General features: G+C 69.0%; 12 protein-coding genes and 1 rRNA gene. 9 read left to right on the top strand and 4 right to left on the bottom strand.

Going from position 1 to position 13,683, the window contains the following annotated elements:
* The first annotated feature begins 102 nt into the window (after window positions 1-102).
* The 3 genes from AB0H50_RS14585 to AB0H50_RS14575 are packed head-to-tail and all read left to right on the top strand — an operon-like array spanning window position 103 to window position 3,131.
* On the top strand, window positions 103-2,397 hold the full coding sequence (locus AB0H50_RS14585) for a hypothetical protein (RefSeq protein ID WP_357451624.1): 2,295 nt from the start codon (window positions 103-105) through the stop codon (window positions 2,395-2,397).
* A gap of 22 nt (window positions 2,398-2,419) precedes the next feature.
* Window positions 2,420-2,902 (top strand): GtrA family protein, encoded by a 483-nt coding sequence (locus tag AB0H50_RS14580; protein ID WP_357451621.1) that lies wholly within the window; start codon window positions 2,420-2,422, stop codon window positions 2,900-2,902.
* Between the two features lie 10 nt (window positions 2,903-2,912).
* The gene (locus AB0H50_RS14575) at window positions 2,913-3,131 is read left to right on the top strand and encodes a Trm112 family protein (RefSeq protein WP_357410849.1); all 219 of its coding nucleotides are present in this window, start codon (window positions 2,913-2,915) and stop codon (window positions 3,129-3,131) included.
* 135 nt (window positions 3,132-3,266) lie between these two features.
* Here AB0H50_RS14575 and AB0H50_RS14570 read toward each other — a convergent pair whose 3' ends face one another.
* The 4 genes from AB0H50_RS14570 to AB0H50_RS14555 all read right to left on the bottom strand — a co-directional run bounded on the left by AB0H50_RS14570 (window position 3,267) and on the right by AB0H50_RS14555 (window position 7,146).
* The gene (locus AB0H50_RS14570; RefSeq protein ID WP_357451618.1) at window positions 3,267-4,022 is read right to left on the bottom strand and encodes a TetR family transcriptional regulator; all 756 of its coding nucleotides are present in this window, start codon (window positions 4,020-4,022) and stop codon (window positions 3,267-3,269) included.
* Window positions 4,019-4,813 (bottom strand): ABC transporter permease, encoded by a 795-nt coding sequence (locus AB0H50_RS14565; RefSeq protein ID WP_357451615.1) that lies wholly within the window; start codon window positions 4,811-4,813, stop codon window positions 4,019-4,021. The genes AB0H50_RS14570 and AB0H50_RS14565 overlap by 4 nt, the downstream gene beginning before the upstream one ends.
* On the bottom strand, window positions 4,810-5,541 hold the full coding sequence (locus tag AB0H50_RS14560; protein ID WP_357451612.1) for an ABC transporter ATP-binding protein: 732 nt from the start codon (window positions 5,539-5,541) through the stop codon (window positions 4,810-4,812). Before AB0H50_RS14560 ends, AB0H50_RS14565 begins: the two co-directional genes overlap by 4 nt.
* A gap of 81 nt (window positions 5,542-5,622) precedes the next feature.
* Window positions 5,623-7,146, bottom strand: a complete 1,524-nt coding sequence (locus tag AB0H50_RS14555; protein WP_357451609.1) for a multicopper oxidase domain-containing protein — start codon at window positions 7,144-7,146, stop codon at window positions 5,623-5,625.
* A 180-nt stretch (window positions 7,147-7,326) separates the two neighbouring features.
* On the opposite strand from AB0H50_RS14555, the gene AB0H50_RS14550 reads away from it, so the two are divergent.
* The 6 genes from AB0H50_RS14550 to AB0H50_RS14525 all read left to right on the top strand — a co-directional run.
* A complete protein-coding gene (locus tag AB0H50_RS14550; protein WP_357451606.1) occupies window positions 7,327-8,502 on the top strand; it encodes an FAD-dependent oxidoreductase in 1,176 nt (391 codons plus the stop codon).
* Between the two features lie 40 nt (window positions 8,503-8,542).
* A complete protein-coding gene (locus AB0H50_RS14545) occupies window positions 8,543-9,433 on the top strand; it encodes an RNA polymerase sigma-70 factor (protein WP_357451603.1) in 891 nt (296 codons plus the stop codon).
* Between the two features lie 379 nt (window positions 9,434-9,812).
* Window positions 9,813-10,490: a DNA-3-methyladenine glycosylase gene (locus AB0H50_RS14540; RefSeq protein ID WP_357451600.1), complete on the top strand. Its 678-nt coding sequence runs from the start codon at window positions 9,813-9,815 to the stop codon at window positions 10,488-10,490.
* 67 nt (window positions 10,491-10,557) lie between these two features.
* Window positions 10,558-10,983, top strand: coding sequence for a DoxX family protein (locus AB0H50_RS14535; protein WP_357451597.1), 426 nt, complete (start codon window positions 10,558-10,560; stop codon window positions 10,981-10,983).
* 788 nt (window positions 10,984-11,771) lie between these two features.
* The gene (gene tyrS / locus AB0H50_RS14530) at window positions 11,772-13,064 is read left to right on the top strand and encodes a tyrosine--tRNA ligase (protein WP_357451594.1); all 1,293 of its coding nucleotides are present in this window, start codon (window positions 11,772-11,774) and stop codon (window positions 13,062-13,064) included.
* 530 nt (window positions 13,065-13,594) lie between these two features.
* Window positions 13,595-13,683, top strand: a 16S ribosomal RNA gene (locus tag AB0H50_RS14525); the annotation flags it as partial.

The following is a 13,683-nucleotide window of genomic DNA, read 5'->3' as shown; positions in this document are numbered from 1 at the left end:
AGCATGACGCGTAGAGGGCCTTCCGGTGCTGATCATCAGACCATCATCAACACCTCGGCGGCCGATGCCAAGCGCTGCGGTGGGCTGTAGGGTTTGGAACTCGTGACCGACAGTGCAGTACTCGACTCGCGGCCGCACTCGCGACGGGACGTATACCGGTGGGGCGCCATCACCGTGATCGGGGTGATCGCGGGGTACGCGGCGGTGCTGCTGGCCAACGTCCGGCACTACTTCACCGATGACACCGAATCGCAGTACACCGCGCTGTGGATCGGCCTCGGCAGGGCCCTGCGCGACGGCCAGTTCCCGGTGATGGTGCCGGAGCAGTGGATGTCGGGCAACAACACGATGGACGATGCGGGCCTGTTCAATCCGCCGCAGCTGCTGATCGATCTGATCGCGCCCTCGGTGGACAACGTCGCGCTGTACGCGACCGTCGTCAAGCTGATCTTCTCCATCATCGCCGCGACGGGTGTCTACCGGATCTGCCTCGTCTACGGCGCGCGCCCGGCCTGGTCGGCGGTGGCCGGCGTGGCTTTCCCGCTCTCGGGCTTCTTCCTGTTCTTCGATCAGGCCAGCTGGATGACCGCGCTCACCGGCACCGCCTGGATGGTGCACGCGTGGGCGTCGGCGGTGCACTACACCCGCGGACCCGGCGCGAGTGACGCGCCCGGCTCGCGTCGCCGCATCATCACGGGCGGCCCGATTCCGGTCTTCGTCTTCTTGTATCTGACGATCTCCACCCAATACATCTTCCCGGCCGTCGAGGCCGCGCTGATGCTGCTCGCGGTGGCGGTCGGCGAGCTTGTGTACCAACGCAAGTGGCAGCCCGTCGCGCGGCTGACGGTCGTCTCGGCGTTCGCGGGCCTGGCCGGTCTGCTGACCTTCCTGCCCAGCATGCTCTCGGCCAAGGTGACCTGGCGCGGCACGGCGCAGATCAACAACGATCAGTTCCTGACCGTGCCGTGGTCGGAGTCGCTCAACGCCAGCCTGCCCAGTTCGCTGCCCGCCTTCACCTCCTGGTGGGGCTACGTGCAGCCGATGCCGCTGACCTACATCGCCTGGTTCCTGATCCCCGCGCTGGCGTTCATCGACTGGAAGCGGGCGCGCGAGTCGTGGCGCGAGCTCAGCGGCGTCGCGCTGTTCGCCGTCATCATGCTGATGTGGACCGCGGGGCCCGGCTCGATCGGTCCGCTGCGCTGGCCGGTGCGGGTGCTGCCGATGCTGGCCATCGGCCTGCTGGTGCTGGTGTGCGTGCTGCTCGGCCGCTACGGCACATTCCAGAACTGGAAGAACCGCGGCATCGCGGCCGGTGTGCTGATCCTGGCGCTGTGGGTGCGGTCCTTCTCGGCCGACCCGCATCACGCGCTCTGGCACGTGGTCGCGGCGCTCGGCATCGCGGCGGTGGGCGCCGGAGTGGTGTGGCTCGCCCGCGACCGCGGCATCGCCGCCGCGGCCGCGCTGACCATCCTCGCCATGTTCCCGATCGCCTACTTCCAGGTGAGCGCCGCGCAGCCGACGCCGATGCCGTGGAACCTGCCCGCCGACCGCGCGGAAGCGATGGCGAAGTTCCCCGACTTCACCGGCACCACCCTCCAGCTCGGCGAGCGCGGCCTGTTGCAGCCCGCCGACCGGGACATCGACGCCGCCTACGGTTCGCTGGTCTTCGGCAACTACGCCAGGACGCTGGAACTGAAGTACGTCAACGGGTACACGCCCACCGGCCACTTCTACTTCGGTGAGCTGTTGTGTATGCGCTGGGACAGCAGCGTCTGCCCGGACGCCTACCGCAGGATGTTCGCGCCGGAGCAGAGCACCGGACGTCCGCTGGTCGACCTGATGAAGCTCGACCGGGTGGTGTTGCAGCGCGCGCTGTTCCCCGACGCGCGCGAGCAGGCCGCGCCCGAAGGCTGGAAGTGGGTGGACTACCCGGGGCACGAGCGCTACATCGCCGTGCTGGAGCGGGTCGGCGGGCCGGTCTCCACGGTGAACGGCCGGGTCTCGGACGCGAAGAACGTCACCGCCACCTCGATCTCGGAGACCGACACCACCAGCCGCGTGCGGGTGACTTCCGAGCAGGGCGGACGCGTCGTCTTCGCCCGCCTCGGCTGGCCGGGGTACCGGGTGACCTTGAACGGCGAGCAGGTTCCGATCACCACCGTCGCCAAGTCGTTCGTCGCCGTCGACGTCCCCGCGGGCGCCCGGGACGCCGAATTGGTGCTGACCTGGCGTCCGCCGGGCTGGAAGATCGGCATCGCCGCCATGGCGGCCGGGCTCGCCGGTCTCGGCGTGTTGCAGTGGATGTACCTGCGGTCCCGGCGGCGCGACGACGAGGCCGGCGTCGAGGAGCGGCCCGCGGGCGAACCGGAGCGCGAACTCGCGGACGTGATCTCGTGAGCGCGCGCGGTGAGGTGGGGGCGTGACCACGGGCCAGCGTGCGAACGCTGCCACCGAGGTGGCGCCCGCGTCCGGATTGCTGCTGCGGCTGGTGCGCAGGCAAGAGGTCGCTTTCGCGCTGATCGGCGCGTTCAACACGGTCTTCGGCATGGCGCTGACGGTGGCCTGGCTGACCGTGCTGCCCGACGCGGGCTGGGCGCCGCTGGCCGCGGTGCCGCTGGCCTACGCCCTCGGAATCACCGTCGCGTTCGTGCTGCATCGCACCCTGGTGTTCCGGGTGCGCGGCCACGTGCTGCGCGATTTCGCGGGTTTCGTCGCGGTGAACTCCGGCGGTCTCGCGCTGAATACGGCGCTGCTCTATCTGGCCGTCACGGTGCTGCATCTGCCCGCGCAGGCGTCCGCTGTGGTCGTGATGGGCCTGGTCGCCGTGGCGAGTTTCTTCGGGCACCGGCACATCTCGTTCCGCCGTCGCCCGGTCGTCGAGAGCGACGGCACGGTCGGGTAGGTTCACGATCATGCCGGAGGAAACCGCGTTGGATGCCACCCTGCTGAGCCTGCTCGCCTGCCCGCAGGACAAGGGCCCGCTGCTGCTGGTCCGCGACGCCGCGGGCGCCGCGCTGCTCTACAACCCGCGCCTGCGCCGCGCGTACCCGATCGAGAACGGCATTCCCGTGCTGCTGATCGATGAGGCGCGCGACGTCACCGACGCCGAGCACGAGGCATTCACCGCCTGAACGTACGGCGCACGTCGACTGCTCGAGCGTACGGCGCGAGGCGACTTCCGAACGCACGGCGCGAGGCGACGCTCGACTGCATGGCGCAGCGCTCGAATGCACGACGCGGGTCGGCGCGCGAGTGCGTGCGACAGGTCAGTGCGCGTCGGGGATCGTGCCGGATTCGCTTGCGGCCGTGCCGATGTCGCCGGTCAGGTAGCGCTGCAGGGTCGGGCCGACGGCGGCGACGAGTTCCGGGATCGGCATCGACGCCATCGGTTCGACGCCGATGATCTTGCGGGCCACCAGCACGCCCATCATCTGCGAGGTGACCAGCGAGACCCTGGCGCGTCCGTCGTCCTCCGGGGTGGCGATGCGCTGACGGACCCGCTCGACCACCACTTCCAGCAAGAATGTCCGGGCCAGGGCGGGGTCGCCGCCGGTGAGGATGCTACGCACCATTGCGACGATGCCGGGCCCGGCGGGAGAGTCCCACACACCGACCACCGCGGCGAGTATCGTCGCGCCGAGTTGGTCTAGCGGCGCTGTTCTGATGGCGCGCAGGGTCGCCTCAGGGTCCACAGGAAACTCGACCACCGCCGCGAACAACTGCTGTTTGCTGCCGAAATAGTGGTGCACCAGCGCCGGGTCCACGCCCGCGTCGGCCGCGACGGCACGGATCGAGGTCTTGTCGAAACCGGCCTCGGAGAATCGGGCGCGGGCGGCGGCGAGGATCGCCTCTCGCGCGCCGGATCTGCCCGGTCGCCGTCCTGAACGACCTTGCCGTTCGGCGACACCGGCCGCGTCGATGTGTTCCGGACCCGAATGTCGTTGCGCCGTAGCCCTTTCCGTGGCATGGGGCTTCGAGGCCGCGGCGATGCGATGCGCCGCCGCGCGTTCGCCGGTGCTCATGCGGTCCGCCGCCGTAGGGTCGCCGCGCCGAGCGCCAGCGAGACGATGGCGAAGGCGGCGACGATGGCGACGTCGCGCCACATCTGTGCGGTCGCCTCCGGATAGGCCGAAACCTGTTGCAGCGCATCGACCGCGTAGCTCAGCGGCATCAAATCGCTGATCGGCTGCAGCCATCCGGGCAGCTGGTCGCGCGGAACGAGCAAGCCGCACAGGAAGATCTGCGGCGCGACGACCAACGGCATGAACTGCACCGCCTGGAACTCGGTGCGCGCGAAGGCGCTTGCCAACAGGCCGAGCGCGACGCCGCAGATGGCGTCGACGACCGCGATCAGCACCACCCATGCCGGATTGCCCGCGGCCTCGAGGTCGAGGAGCCCGAACGACACCAGGCAGGCGACGGTCGCCTGCGCGGCCGCGGCCAGCGAGAACGCGGTGCCGTAGCCGCCGAGCAGATCCAGTTTGGTCAGCGGTGTGGTCAGCAGCCGTTCGAGGGTGCCCGAGGTGCGTTCGCGCTGCATGGCGATCGCGGTGATCAGGAACATCACGATGAACGGCAGAATGCCGAGCATGCTGATGCCGACCCGGTCGAACAAGGTCAGCGGTTGGTGCGGCGCGGTCGGCGCCTCGGCGTAGATGAAATACAGCAGCGTCATGAGCAGCGCGGGAACCACCAGGATCATGGCGACGGTGCGGTGGTCGTTGCGCAGCTGGCGCAGGATGCGGGTGGTGGTCGCCGTGTAGGGGCGCAGCGTCCACCGGCGCGCGCTCGGGTGCAGGGCGGTGGTGGTCATGCGACTTGTCCCATCGTGATGAGGGTGAGGAAGGCCTTCTCGAGGTTCTGCTCGGCGGTCTGTTCGCGCAGCTCGTCCGGGCTGAGCTGGGCGAGCACGTTCCCCTCGCGCATGAGCAGCAGCTGGTCGCAGTGCTCGGCCTCGTCCATGACGTGGCTGGAGACCAGCAGTGTCGTTCCGTTGGCGGCCAGTTCGTGGAACTGCTTCCACAGGTCGACCCGCAGGACCGGGTCGAGCCCGACGGTCGGTTCGTCGAGGACGAGCAGGTCCGGCTGCGCGACCAGCGCGCAGGCCAGCGACGCCCTGGTCTGCTGGCCGCCGGAGAGTTCGTCGCCGCGCTGTCCCGCGTGGTCGAGCAGGCCGACCGCGGCGATGGCGATATCGGTGTCGTCCCGGTCGCGCCCGTACAGCGCCGCGTAGTAGGCGACGTTGTCGCGCACGCTGATATCGGGGTAGATGCTCGGCGCCTGGGTGACGTAGCCGATGCGCCCGCGCAGCTCGGCCGCACCCGCGGGCAGGCCGAGCGCGGTGATCTCGCCGGACGCCACGATCTGAGTGCCGACGATGCTGCGCATCAGGGTGGTCTTGCCGCAGCCGGACGGTCCGAGTAGCCCGGTGATCGAGCCGTGCGGGATGGTCAGCGAAATATCGTGCAGGACTTCGCGTTTGCCGCGCTGGACGGTCAGATTCCGGATCTCGATCGCGGCGGACGACGGCGGATGAGACATGACGGCCTCAATTCATCGAGTGTTGAATTCACTACGTGATGAATTTACCGCGTCGTGCCTCGCGCGACAAGAGGCGGCGTGTCAATGCCCGTGGCGGTGCGTCGGCCGCCCGGCCGTGCCGCCGGGCTCCACGACGACGAACTGGCCCATCATGCCGAGGTCCTCGTGCCAGAGCAGGTGGCAGTGATACATGTACGGCGTGTCCGGATCGGCGGGTCCGTCGAAGCGCACCGCCAGGCGCACCGTGTCGTTCGGTGCGAGGAAGACGGTGTCCTTGGGACCGGACAGGTGCGGCGGTGGTGCGCTCTCGCCGACCGCGAGCACACGGAACTGCACGTCGTGGATGTGGAAGTTGTGCGGCATGCCGTCGCGGTTGTGCACGATCCAGGTCTCCATGGTGCCGCGGGTGACGGCGAAATCGATGCGGTCCATCGCCATCGGCGCTCCGTTGATGCCGCTCAGGTCGAGCTCGAAGCGCCGCTCCGTCATCGAGCCTGCGCCGTCCGGAGTGGTCGAGGGCGCGAGTGCGGCGGGCAGCGCGGGGGAGGGGCGAAGGGTCGCGGCCGCGCGCAGTTGCAATAGGTCGAAGGTGTCGTCGCCGCCGCTGAAGCGCTGGGTCCAGAAGTCGAGACCGGCGGACAACCTGTTGCTGCGCAACACGGTTCGCTCGCCCGCACGCATCCGCACCACGATCTCCGCGCGCTCGCCGGGCGAGAGCGGCAGCTGGTGCAGGGTGGCAGGGCGGTCGAGCAGGCCGCCGTCCGTGCCGACGAGAGCGAACTCGCGTGCGTCGTCGAAGCCGAAGGTGTAGACGCGCGCGGTGGAGGCGTTGAGCAGCCGCAGCCGGATCAGTTCGTCGCCGACCTCGCGATAGGGGGTCAGCGTGCCGTTGACCATAGTCTGCTCGCCGAGGAAACCGACATCGCGGAACATACTGTGCGTGCCGTCGAAGGCGGCGCCGCGAAAAGTCACGTCCTGCACGATGACCGGGAGATCGTCGACGCCGTAATTCCTTGGTAGCGAGAGGGTTTCGGTCAGCTCGTCATCGAGTAGGAACATCCCGGCCAGCCCGCGGCGCACGTGGTCCTCCGTCTCGCCGTGCGGATGCGGGTGGTACCAGAGCGTCGCGGCCGGCTGATCCACCGTCCATTCGGGCGTCCACGTCGCTCCCGCTTCGACCATCTGGTGCGGGCCGCCGTCCATCGCCGCCGGGAGATGCATGCCGTGCCAGTGCACCGTCGACGCCTCTGGCAGATCGTTACGGACGCGGACCCTGACCTGTTCACCGCGCTGGGCGCGCAGTGTGGGTCCGAGGTAATCGCCGTTGAAACCCCAGGTCGGCGTCACCTGTCCCGGCCGGAATTCCCTGCTGCCGGTGCGCATGTCGAGCTCGAACAGGCGCGTCCCGTCGGGTTCGATGCGGGACTCGGCCAGCGGCGGCACGGACAGTTCGTTGCGAAACTCCGCGCGACCGACGGTGGAGACCGCCGCGTCGACGTAAACCCAGCCGACGCAGCCGCTCACCGCGGCGAGCAGCACCGCGACGAGCGATACGAGAACGAGGAAGAGCCGCCGCAACCGGCGCGGACGGGAAACCGAAGACATGCACTGACAGTAGGGAATTTCGCGGTGGTGGCCACATCCGGGACGGCCCCTATTTCGACCCTGGGCCCGCCCTGACGACCCGAACGGCACGGCGTGACGCGGCTCACATCTCTCTCTGTCACGTTCGGCGCGGGTCGTCTGTCCCATGGTCGTCACCAACCAGTGATCGGAGCAATCGCCATGAACACCGAACACCGCATCGTCATCCTCGGCGCGGGCTACGCGGGCATGCTGGCCGCCGTGCGGCTGGCTCGGCGCACCCGCCGCCTGCCTGTGCGCATCACCTTGGTCAATCCGTCCGCGCGGTTCACCGAGCGGCTGCGCATGCACCAGATCGCCGCGGGGCAGGAGCTGGCCGACCACCGAATCCCCGAGATCCTTTCGGGCACCGGCGTCGAATTCATCTGTGGCTGGGCCACTTCCGTCGACCCCGAGGCGCAACTGGTCACCGTCGACGACCATCGTGTGCTGCCCTACGACGAACTCGTCTACGCCCTCGGCAGCGCCACCGACACCGAGCGGGTGCCCGGCGTCGCCGAGCACGCCTGGACCCTGAACGATCCGCGCGCCGCGCACCGGTTCGCCGGACGTCTCGCAGAGGTAGCCGCCCAGCACGGTGCGGTCGCGGTGTGCGGTGGCGGGCTCACCGGTATCGAGGCGGCCGCCGAGATCGCCGAACAGCACCCCGGTCTGCGCGTCACCCTGATCAGCACCGGCGAGCCCGGCGCGATGATGGGCGAGCGGGCGCGCGCCTATCTGCACCGTGCGCTGGACCGGCTCCGCATCACCCGAAGCGTCGGCAACGCGGTCACCAAGGTACTGCCCGACACCGTCGAATTGGCCGACGGCACATTAATTCCCGCCGATCTGACGCTGTGGACCGCAGGTGTCCGCGTCCCTCCGCTGGCCGCGCGGGCGGGCATCGCGACCGACGAGCGCGGGCTGATCGTCGTCGATCGGACGCTGAAGTCGGTCTCGCATCCGACTATTCGCGCCATCGGCGACGCCGCGGCGGTGCGTCAACCCTGGGGCACGATCCACGGCACCTGTCAGAGCGGCCTGCCCACGGCGGCCCACACCGCCGACACGATCGCGAAAGAGCTGCGCGGCAAGAAGATTCGCCCGTTCCGCTTCGGCTACTTCCACCAGCCGGTCAGCCTCGGCCGCCGCGACGGGGTCATCCAGTTCACCCGTGCCGACGACACCCCGGGCCGGTTCCACCTCACCGGACGCGCCGCGGCGTTCTACAAGGAGACCGTCAGCGGCACGCCCCCGAAGGCCTTCCGGCTCAGCAAGAGGATGACCGTTTCGGTGCAGCTTTCGCGCGGTGGCCGCGCCACCCGCGTCGGTGACTGATGGTTTGCCGACTCGGTCTGTCACCGAGGAGCATGGACTGATGCCCGAGATCCCGGAATCCGATCCGTTCGCCGAACACCGGCGGCTGCTGTTCGCCACCGCCTACCGGATGCTGGGCACCGTCACCGACGCGGAGGACGTCCTGCAGGACGCCTGGCTGAAGTGGAACGACGCCGATCGGGCCGCGGTGCGTCATCCCAAGTCCTACCTGGTGCGCACCGTCACCAACCTGTCGCTGAACCGGCTCACCTCGGCCAGGGCCACCCGCGAGACCTATGTGGGGCCCTGGCTACCCGAACCCCTGCTCACCACACCCGATTCCGCGGAGGACGCCGAGCTGGCCGACACCGTCTCCACCGCGATGCTGGTGGTACTGGAAACGCTCACCCCGGTCGAGCGGGCGGTGTTCCTGCTGCGCGAGGTGTTCGGCTACAGCCACGCCGAGATCGCCGACACCCTGGACCGGCCGCAGGCCACCATCCGGCAGATCGCGCACCGCGCCCGCGACCACGTGCAGTCCCGCCGCCCGCGCTTCGACACCGACACCGCCGAACGCGCGCGGGTCACCGAGCGGTTCATGGCGGCCTGCGCGGGCGGCGACCTGAACGCGCTGATGGACCTGCTCGCCCCCGAGGTGACGTGCTGGTCCGACGGCGGCGGCGTGGTCACCGCGGCCCGGCGTCCGCTGCACGGGCCCGATCACGTCGCCCGCTGGATCCTCGGCGTGCTGGCCAAGCCCGAGTCGGCGGGCATCGTGCTCGAACTCGCCCACATCAACGGCGAAGTCGGCGCTCTCGCCCGCATCGGCGAGGCCCCGGTCGCGGCGTTCACCTACGACCTGGTGGACGGCCGTATCGAGAACCTGCGCTTCCAGGTCAACCCGGGGAAGTTGAAGGGACTGTCCATGGAGACGTCGGCGCTGGATTGGTAGTCGCTGGGTTGGTGGTCGCCTCGGCGTCGAGTCGATGAGGGTCGCTCCAGCTTTGGGTTGAGGATCGGCGGGTGCCGGGGCGCTGGTGGTTGCAGGGTGCTGTGTCGGTGGGAGCTGGGGCGCCGGTGGCTGCCGGGCGCTGGGTCGGTGGCGCTCGGGCCATGAGTTGACTGGACAGCTTGGCGTCCAATTGATGGTCGGTTCCGCGCTGGCGTGATGGGGACCTGGGCGTGGGTTGAATGGTCGGCGGGGCGCTGCGCCCAATGGCGCCCGCGGACGTTGCGGCACCGTGCACTCGAGGCCGGGTTGATCACAGTCTCGGGCGGGAGCGGTGGGCGGCGGTCGAGCGGTCGTCGGCGCGGCCGGGGAGAATGGCCGCGTGTCTTTCGATGATCTCGTGGTCGAACCGCCCGCCGCCGCTCGTCGCCTGCTCGGCGCGACGCTGCGGTCGGGGCCGGTGGCCGTCCGGATCGTCGAGGCCGAGGCGTACGGCGGCGACCCGGCGGGGCCGTGGCCGGACCCGGCCTCGCACTCCGGACGCGGACGGACCGCGCGCAACGCGGTGATGTTCGGTCCCGCAGGCGTCCTGTACGTGTATCTCAGCTACGGCACGCACACCTGCATCAATGTGACCAGCGGACCCGACGGCACGGCCAGCGCAGTGCTTGTCCGGGCCGGTGAGGTGATCGACGGCCTGGAGGTCGCGCGTGCGCGTCGTCCCGCGGCGCGCTCCGACACCGATCTCGGCCGGGGCCCCGGGAACCTGGGGACCGTCCTCGGCATCACCCTGGCCGACTACGGTACGCCGCTGTTCGATCCGGCCTCGCCGATCCGGCTGGAGCTGGACGGCGCCATCGATGCCGCCCAGATCGCCAGCGGCCCGCGCGTCGGCGTCAGCACGGCCGCCGATCGGCCGTGGCGGTTCTGGTTGCCGTCCTCGCCCGCGGTCTCGGCGTACCGGCGGAGTCCGCGTGCGCCACTCGCCGCCGCCCCCGCCGTCGTTCCCGGCGCGGGTGGGCGTGTTCGGCGAAACAGTCGCGGCAGTGCGATGAATTAGGCGCGTGTCCGCCGTCATATAGGAAGAACGCGCCGCGCCCGGTGCGACCGAACCGAAGGACACGGACATGACCGCCACCACCGCCCCCGTCCGGGCCACCGCCACCCGTCCCGGCGCGATCCGCAATCGCATCCTGTGGACGCTGCAGGTCCTGCTCGGCCTGTTCATGGTCATCGCCTCGGGAATTCCGAAGTTCGTCGGCCAGGAGGACGCCGTGCGGATCTTCGACGCCATCGGCTTCGGTGACTGGTTCATGTACTTCACCGGCCTGGTCGAGGTGGCGGGCGGTATCGGCCTGCTGATCGGGCGGCTCGCGGGCGCTGCAGCGGCCGGACTGTCGATCACCATGGTCTTCGCGGCGGCCACCCAGGCCTTCGTCCTCGACGCCCCCTCCTACTCCGTCTTCCCGCTGGTGCTGGCCGCGGTGTTCGCCTGGCTCGCCTCGCAGCGCCGAGACGGTCTCGTCGCGCTGCGGGATCGCTTGTCCCGCTGAGCGATTCGACATCCACCCGGTGATCGGCAGGTGCGTCCTGCCGATCGCCGGGTCCGCCGCGTGTGCGGCCTCGCCTGGACGACCGAGCGAAAGGCGGTGGCGGTTCTCGCCCGCTCAGCATGCCCGCGAGCTCGCCGCAGGCGTGCGGGCTCGACTTGTCGGTGCCTCGGCGACCCGATGAAGTCGGCTTCTCCGCATGCGGCGCGGCGTCTCGATGGCCTCGCGTGCTGGGGGCAGCGGGCGTCGAAAACGCCGACAAAGGCCGCCTCGGACCGGATCCTGCGCAGGCCCGGGTTGTTCCAGCGCGGCCGGAACGACAGATGAGGAGATCTTGCCTGGTGGGCGAACAGGTCGCGGCGATTTCCGATGTGGCGGTCGGTATGGACGCTTGCCGCAGTGCAGGTGTGCGGGCTCGATCTGCTCGATGTTCTGAGCACGTCTAGTTTCCGTGGGCGGCAGGTGGGGGTCCCGTCTGGGAAGTTGGGCGAATAGATCGCGGCGATTCCAACGTGGCGGTCGGCACGGACTTCGGCCGCAGTGCAGGCGTGTGTGCTCGATCCGTCGCGTCGGTGCTCGACGATCTGGCCACACTTTGTTCCGTGGGCGGAACCGCAGATGACGGGATCTCGTGTGGGCAGTTGTGCAGACGGTCGGGCTGATTCCGATCCGGCACGCGGCACGGGACCCATGCCGCGGGAATTCCCTGGCCCGGCGTTGGCACCTCCAGGAGAATCGCCCCCGGTACCTGCGCATCGGCGCAGGACAGCGGTGCGGAAAGATGGGACGGCGTGAGCGGCGACATCATCGACGAACTGACCTGGCGCGGACTGATCGCGCAGTCCACCGACCTCGACGCCCTGCGCGCTGCGCTGGCCGACGGGCCGCTGACGCTGTATGCCGGTTTCGACCCGACCGCGGCCAGCCTGCACGCCGGACACCTGGTCCCCCTGCTGGCGCTGAAGCGTTTCCAGCGCGCCGGACACCGGCCGATCGTCCTCGCCGGTGGCGCGACCGGCCTGATCGGCGACCCGCGCGACGTCGGCGAACGCGCCATGAACTCGACCGACACGGTCGCCGAGTGGGCGCAGCGGATCCGGTCGCAGCTGGAGCGGTTCGTCGACCTGGACGACTCGCCCACCGGCGCGATCATCGCCAACAACATGGACTGGACCCGACAGCTGACCGCCGTCGACTTCCTGCGCGATATCGGCAAGCACTTCTCGGTCAACGTCATGCTGGCCCGCGACACCATCAAGCGCCGCCTCGACGGCGAGGGCATCTCGTACACCGAGTTCAGCTACATGCTGCTGCAGGCCAACGACTACTTGCAGCTGCGGCGCTCCCACGGGTGCCGGTTGCAGGTCGGTGGGTCGGATCAGTGGGGCAACATCATCGCGGGCGTCGAACTCAACCGCCGGGTGGACGGCGAGTCGGTGCACGCGCTCACCGTGCCGCTGGTGACCTCGGCCGACGGCAAGAAGTTCGGCAAGTCCACCGGCGGCGGCAGCCTCTGGCTGGATCCGGAGATGACCAGCCCGTACGCCTGGTACCAGTACTTCGTCAACACCGCCGACGCCGACGTCGTCCGGTACCTGCGCTGGTTCACCTTCCTCAGCCGAGAGGAACTGGCCGAGCTGGAGCAGGCGACCGAGGAACGTCCGCACGCGCGGGAAGCCCAGCGCAGGCTGGCCGCCGAGATGACGGACCTGGTGCACGGCGAGGAGCACACCCGCGCGGTCCAGCTGGCGAGCCAGGCCCTCTTCGGTCGCGGTGAGCTGCGCGAGCTGGACGAGGCGACGCTCTCCTCCGCGCTGCAGGAAGCCGCGATCGACGGTGCGGTGGCCGAGGTCGGGCCCGGTCAGCCGGACACGATCGTCGACCTGCTGGTCGCCACCGGCCTGTCGGAAAGCCGCGGCGCGGCCCGTCGCGCGGTGAACGAGGGCGGCGCTTCGGTCAACAACCAGAAGATCTCCGACCTCGAATGGACCCCCGGCGAGGGCGACTACCTGCACGGACGCTGGCTGGTGGTGCGCAGAGGCAAGCGCAATATCGCGGGCGTCAGGCGGGCCACCGCAAGTTGATCTTGGTGTCTTGGGTCACATTCGTGTGGCCCAAGCCCGTTTTCGGCTCGATCGCAAGCCCCTGACCTGCGGAATTACATCCGTGTAGTGCGGATTTGACGCCGCGTTCCCCGCCGCGTAACTTATTCAACGTCAGAGCGACACGGACACCGACCCGGAGCCGAGACGCCAAGCCGAGAGGCTGGGCGAGGACCGGGACACGAGGTAGTACGAGGAGCGCCTGACGGCCCGCAAGGACCAGGACAATCGAGCAGACTTGACTCTGCGAGAGAGGCCGGTTAGGCTGGAAAAGTTGCCTCTCAGAAGCACCGGATGAGTCCGGCGCGGATGGGTGTGCGTGTGTTCTTTGAGAACTCAATAGTGTGTCGATGAATGTCAGTGCCAAATATTTACATTTGGTTCCGGCTCTTCACCCCCCGTGTGGAGGGCTGGACATTTAAGTCAGCTAATTTCCGGCTGGCGATTGTTTTGCTAGGTTTTCGGACTCTAGTTAGATATTTCTGATTCACCTTCGGGTGTTTCGAGAGTCTTCAACGGAGAGTTTGATCCTGGCTCAGGACGAACGCTGGCGGCGTGCTTAACACATGCAAGTCGAGCGGTAAGGCCCTTCGGGGTACAC

The organism is Nocardia sp. NPDC050793 (assembly GCF_040654065.1).
Taxonomy (GTDB): domain Bacteria; phylum Actinomycetota; class Actinomycetes; order Mycobacteriales; family Mycobacteriaceae; genus Nocardia.
The sequence above is the reverse complement of the archived record's forward strand: the minus strand, read 5'-3'. Positions and strand labels throughout refer to the sequence as shown.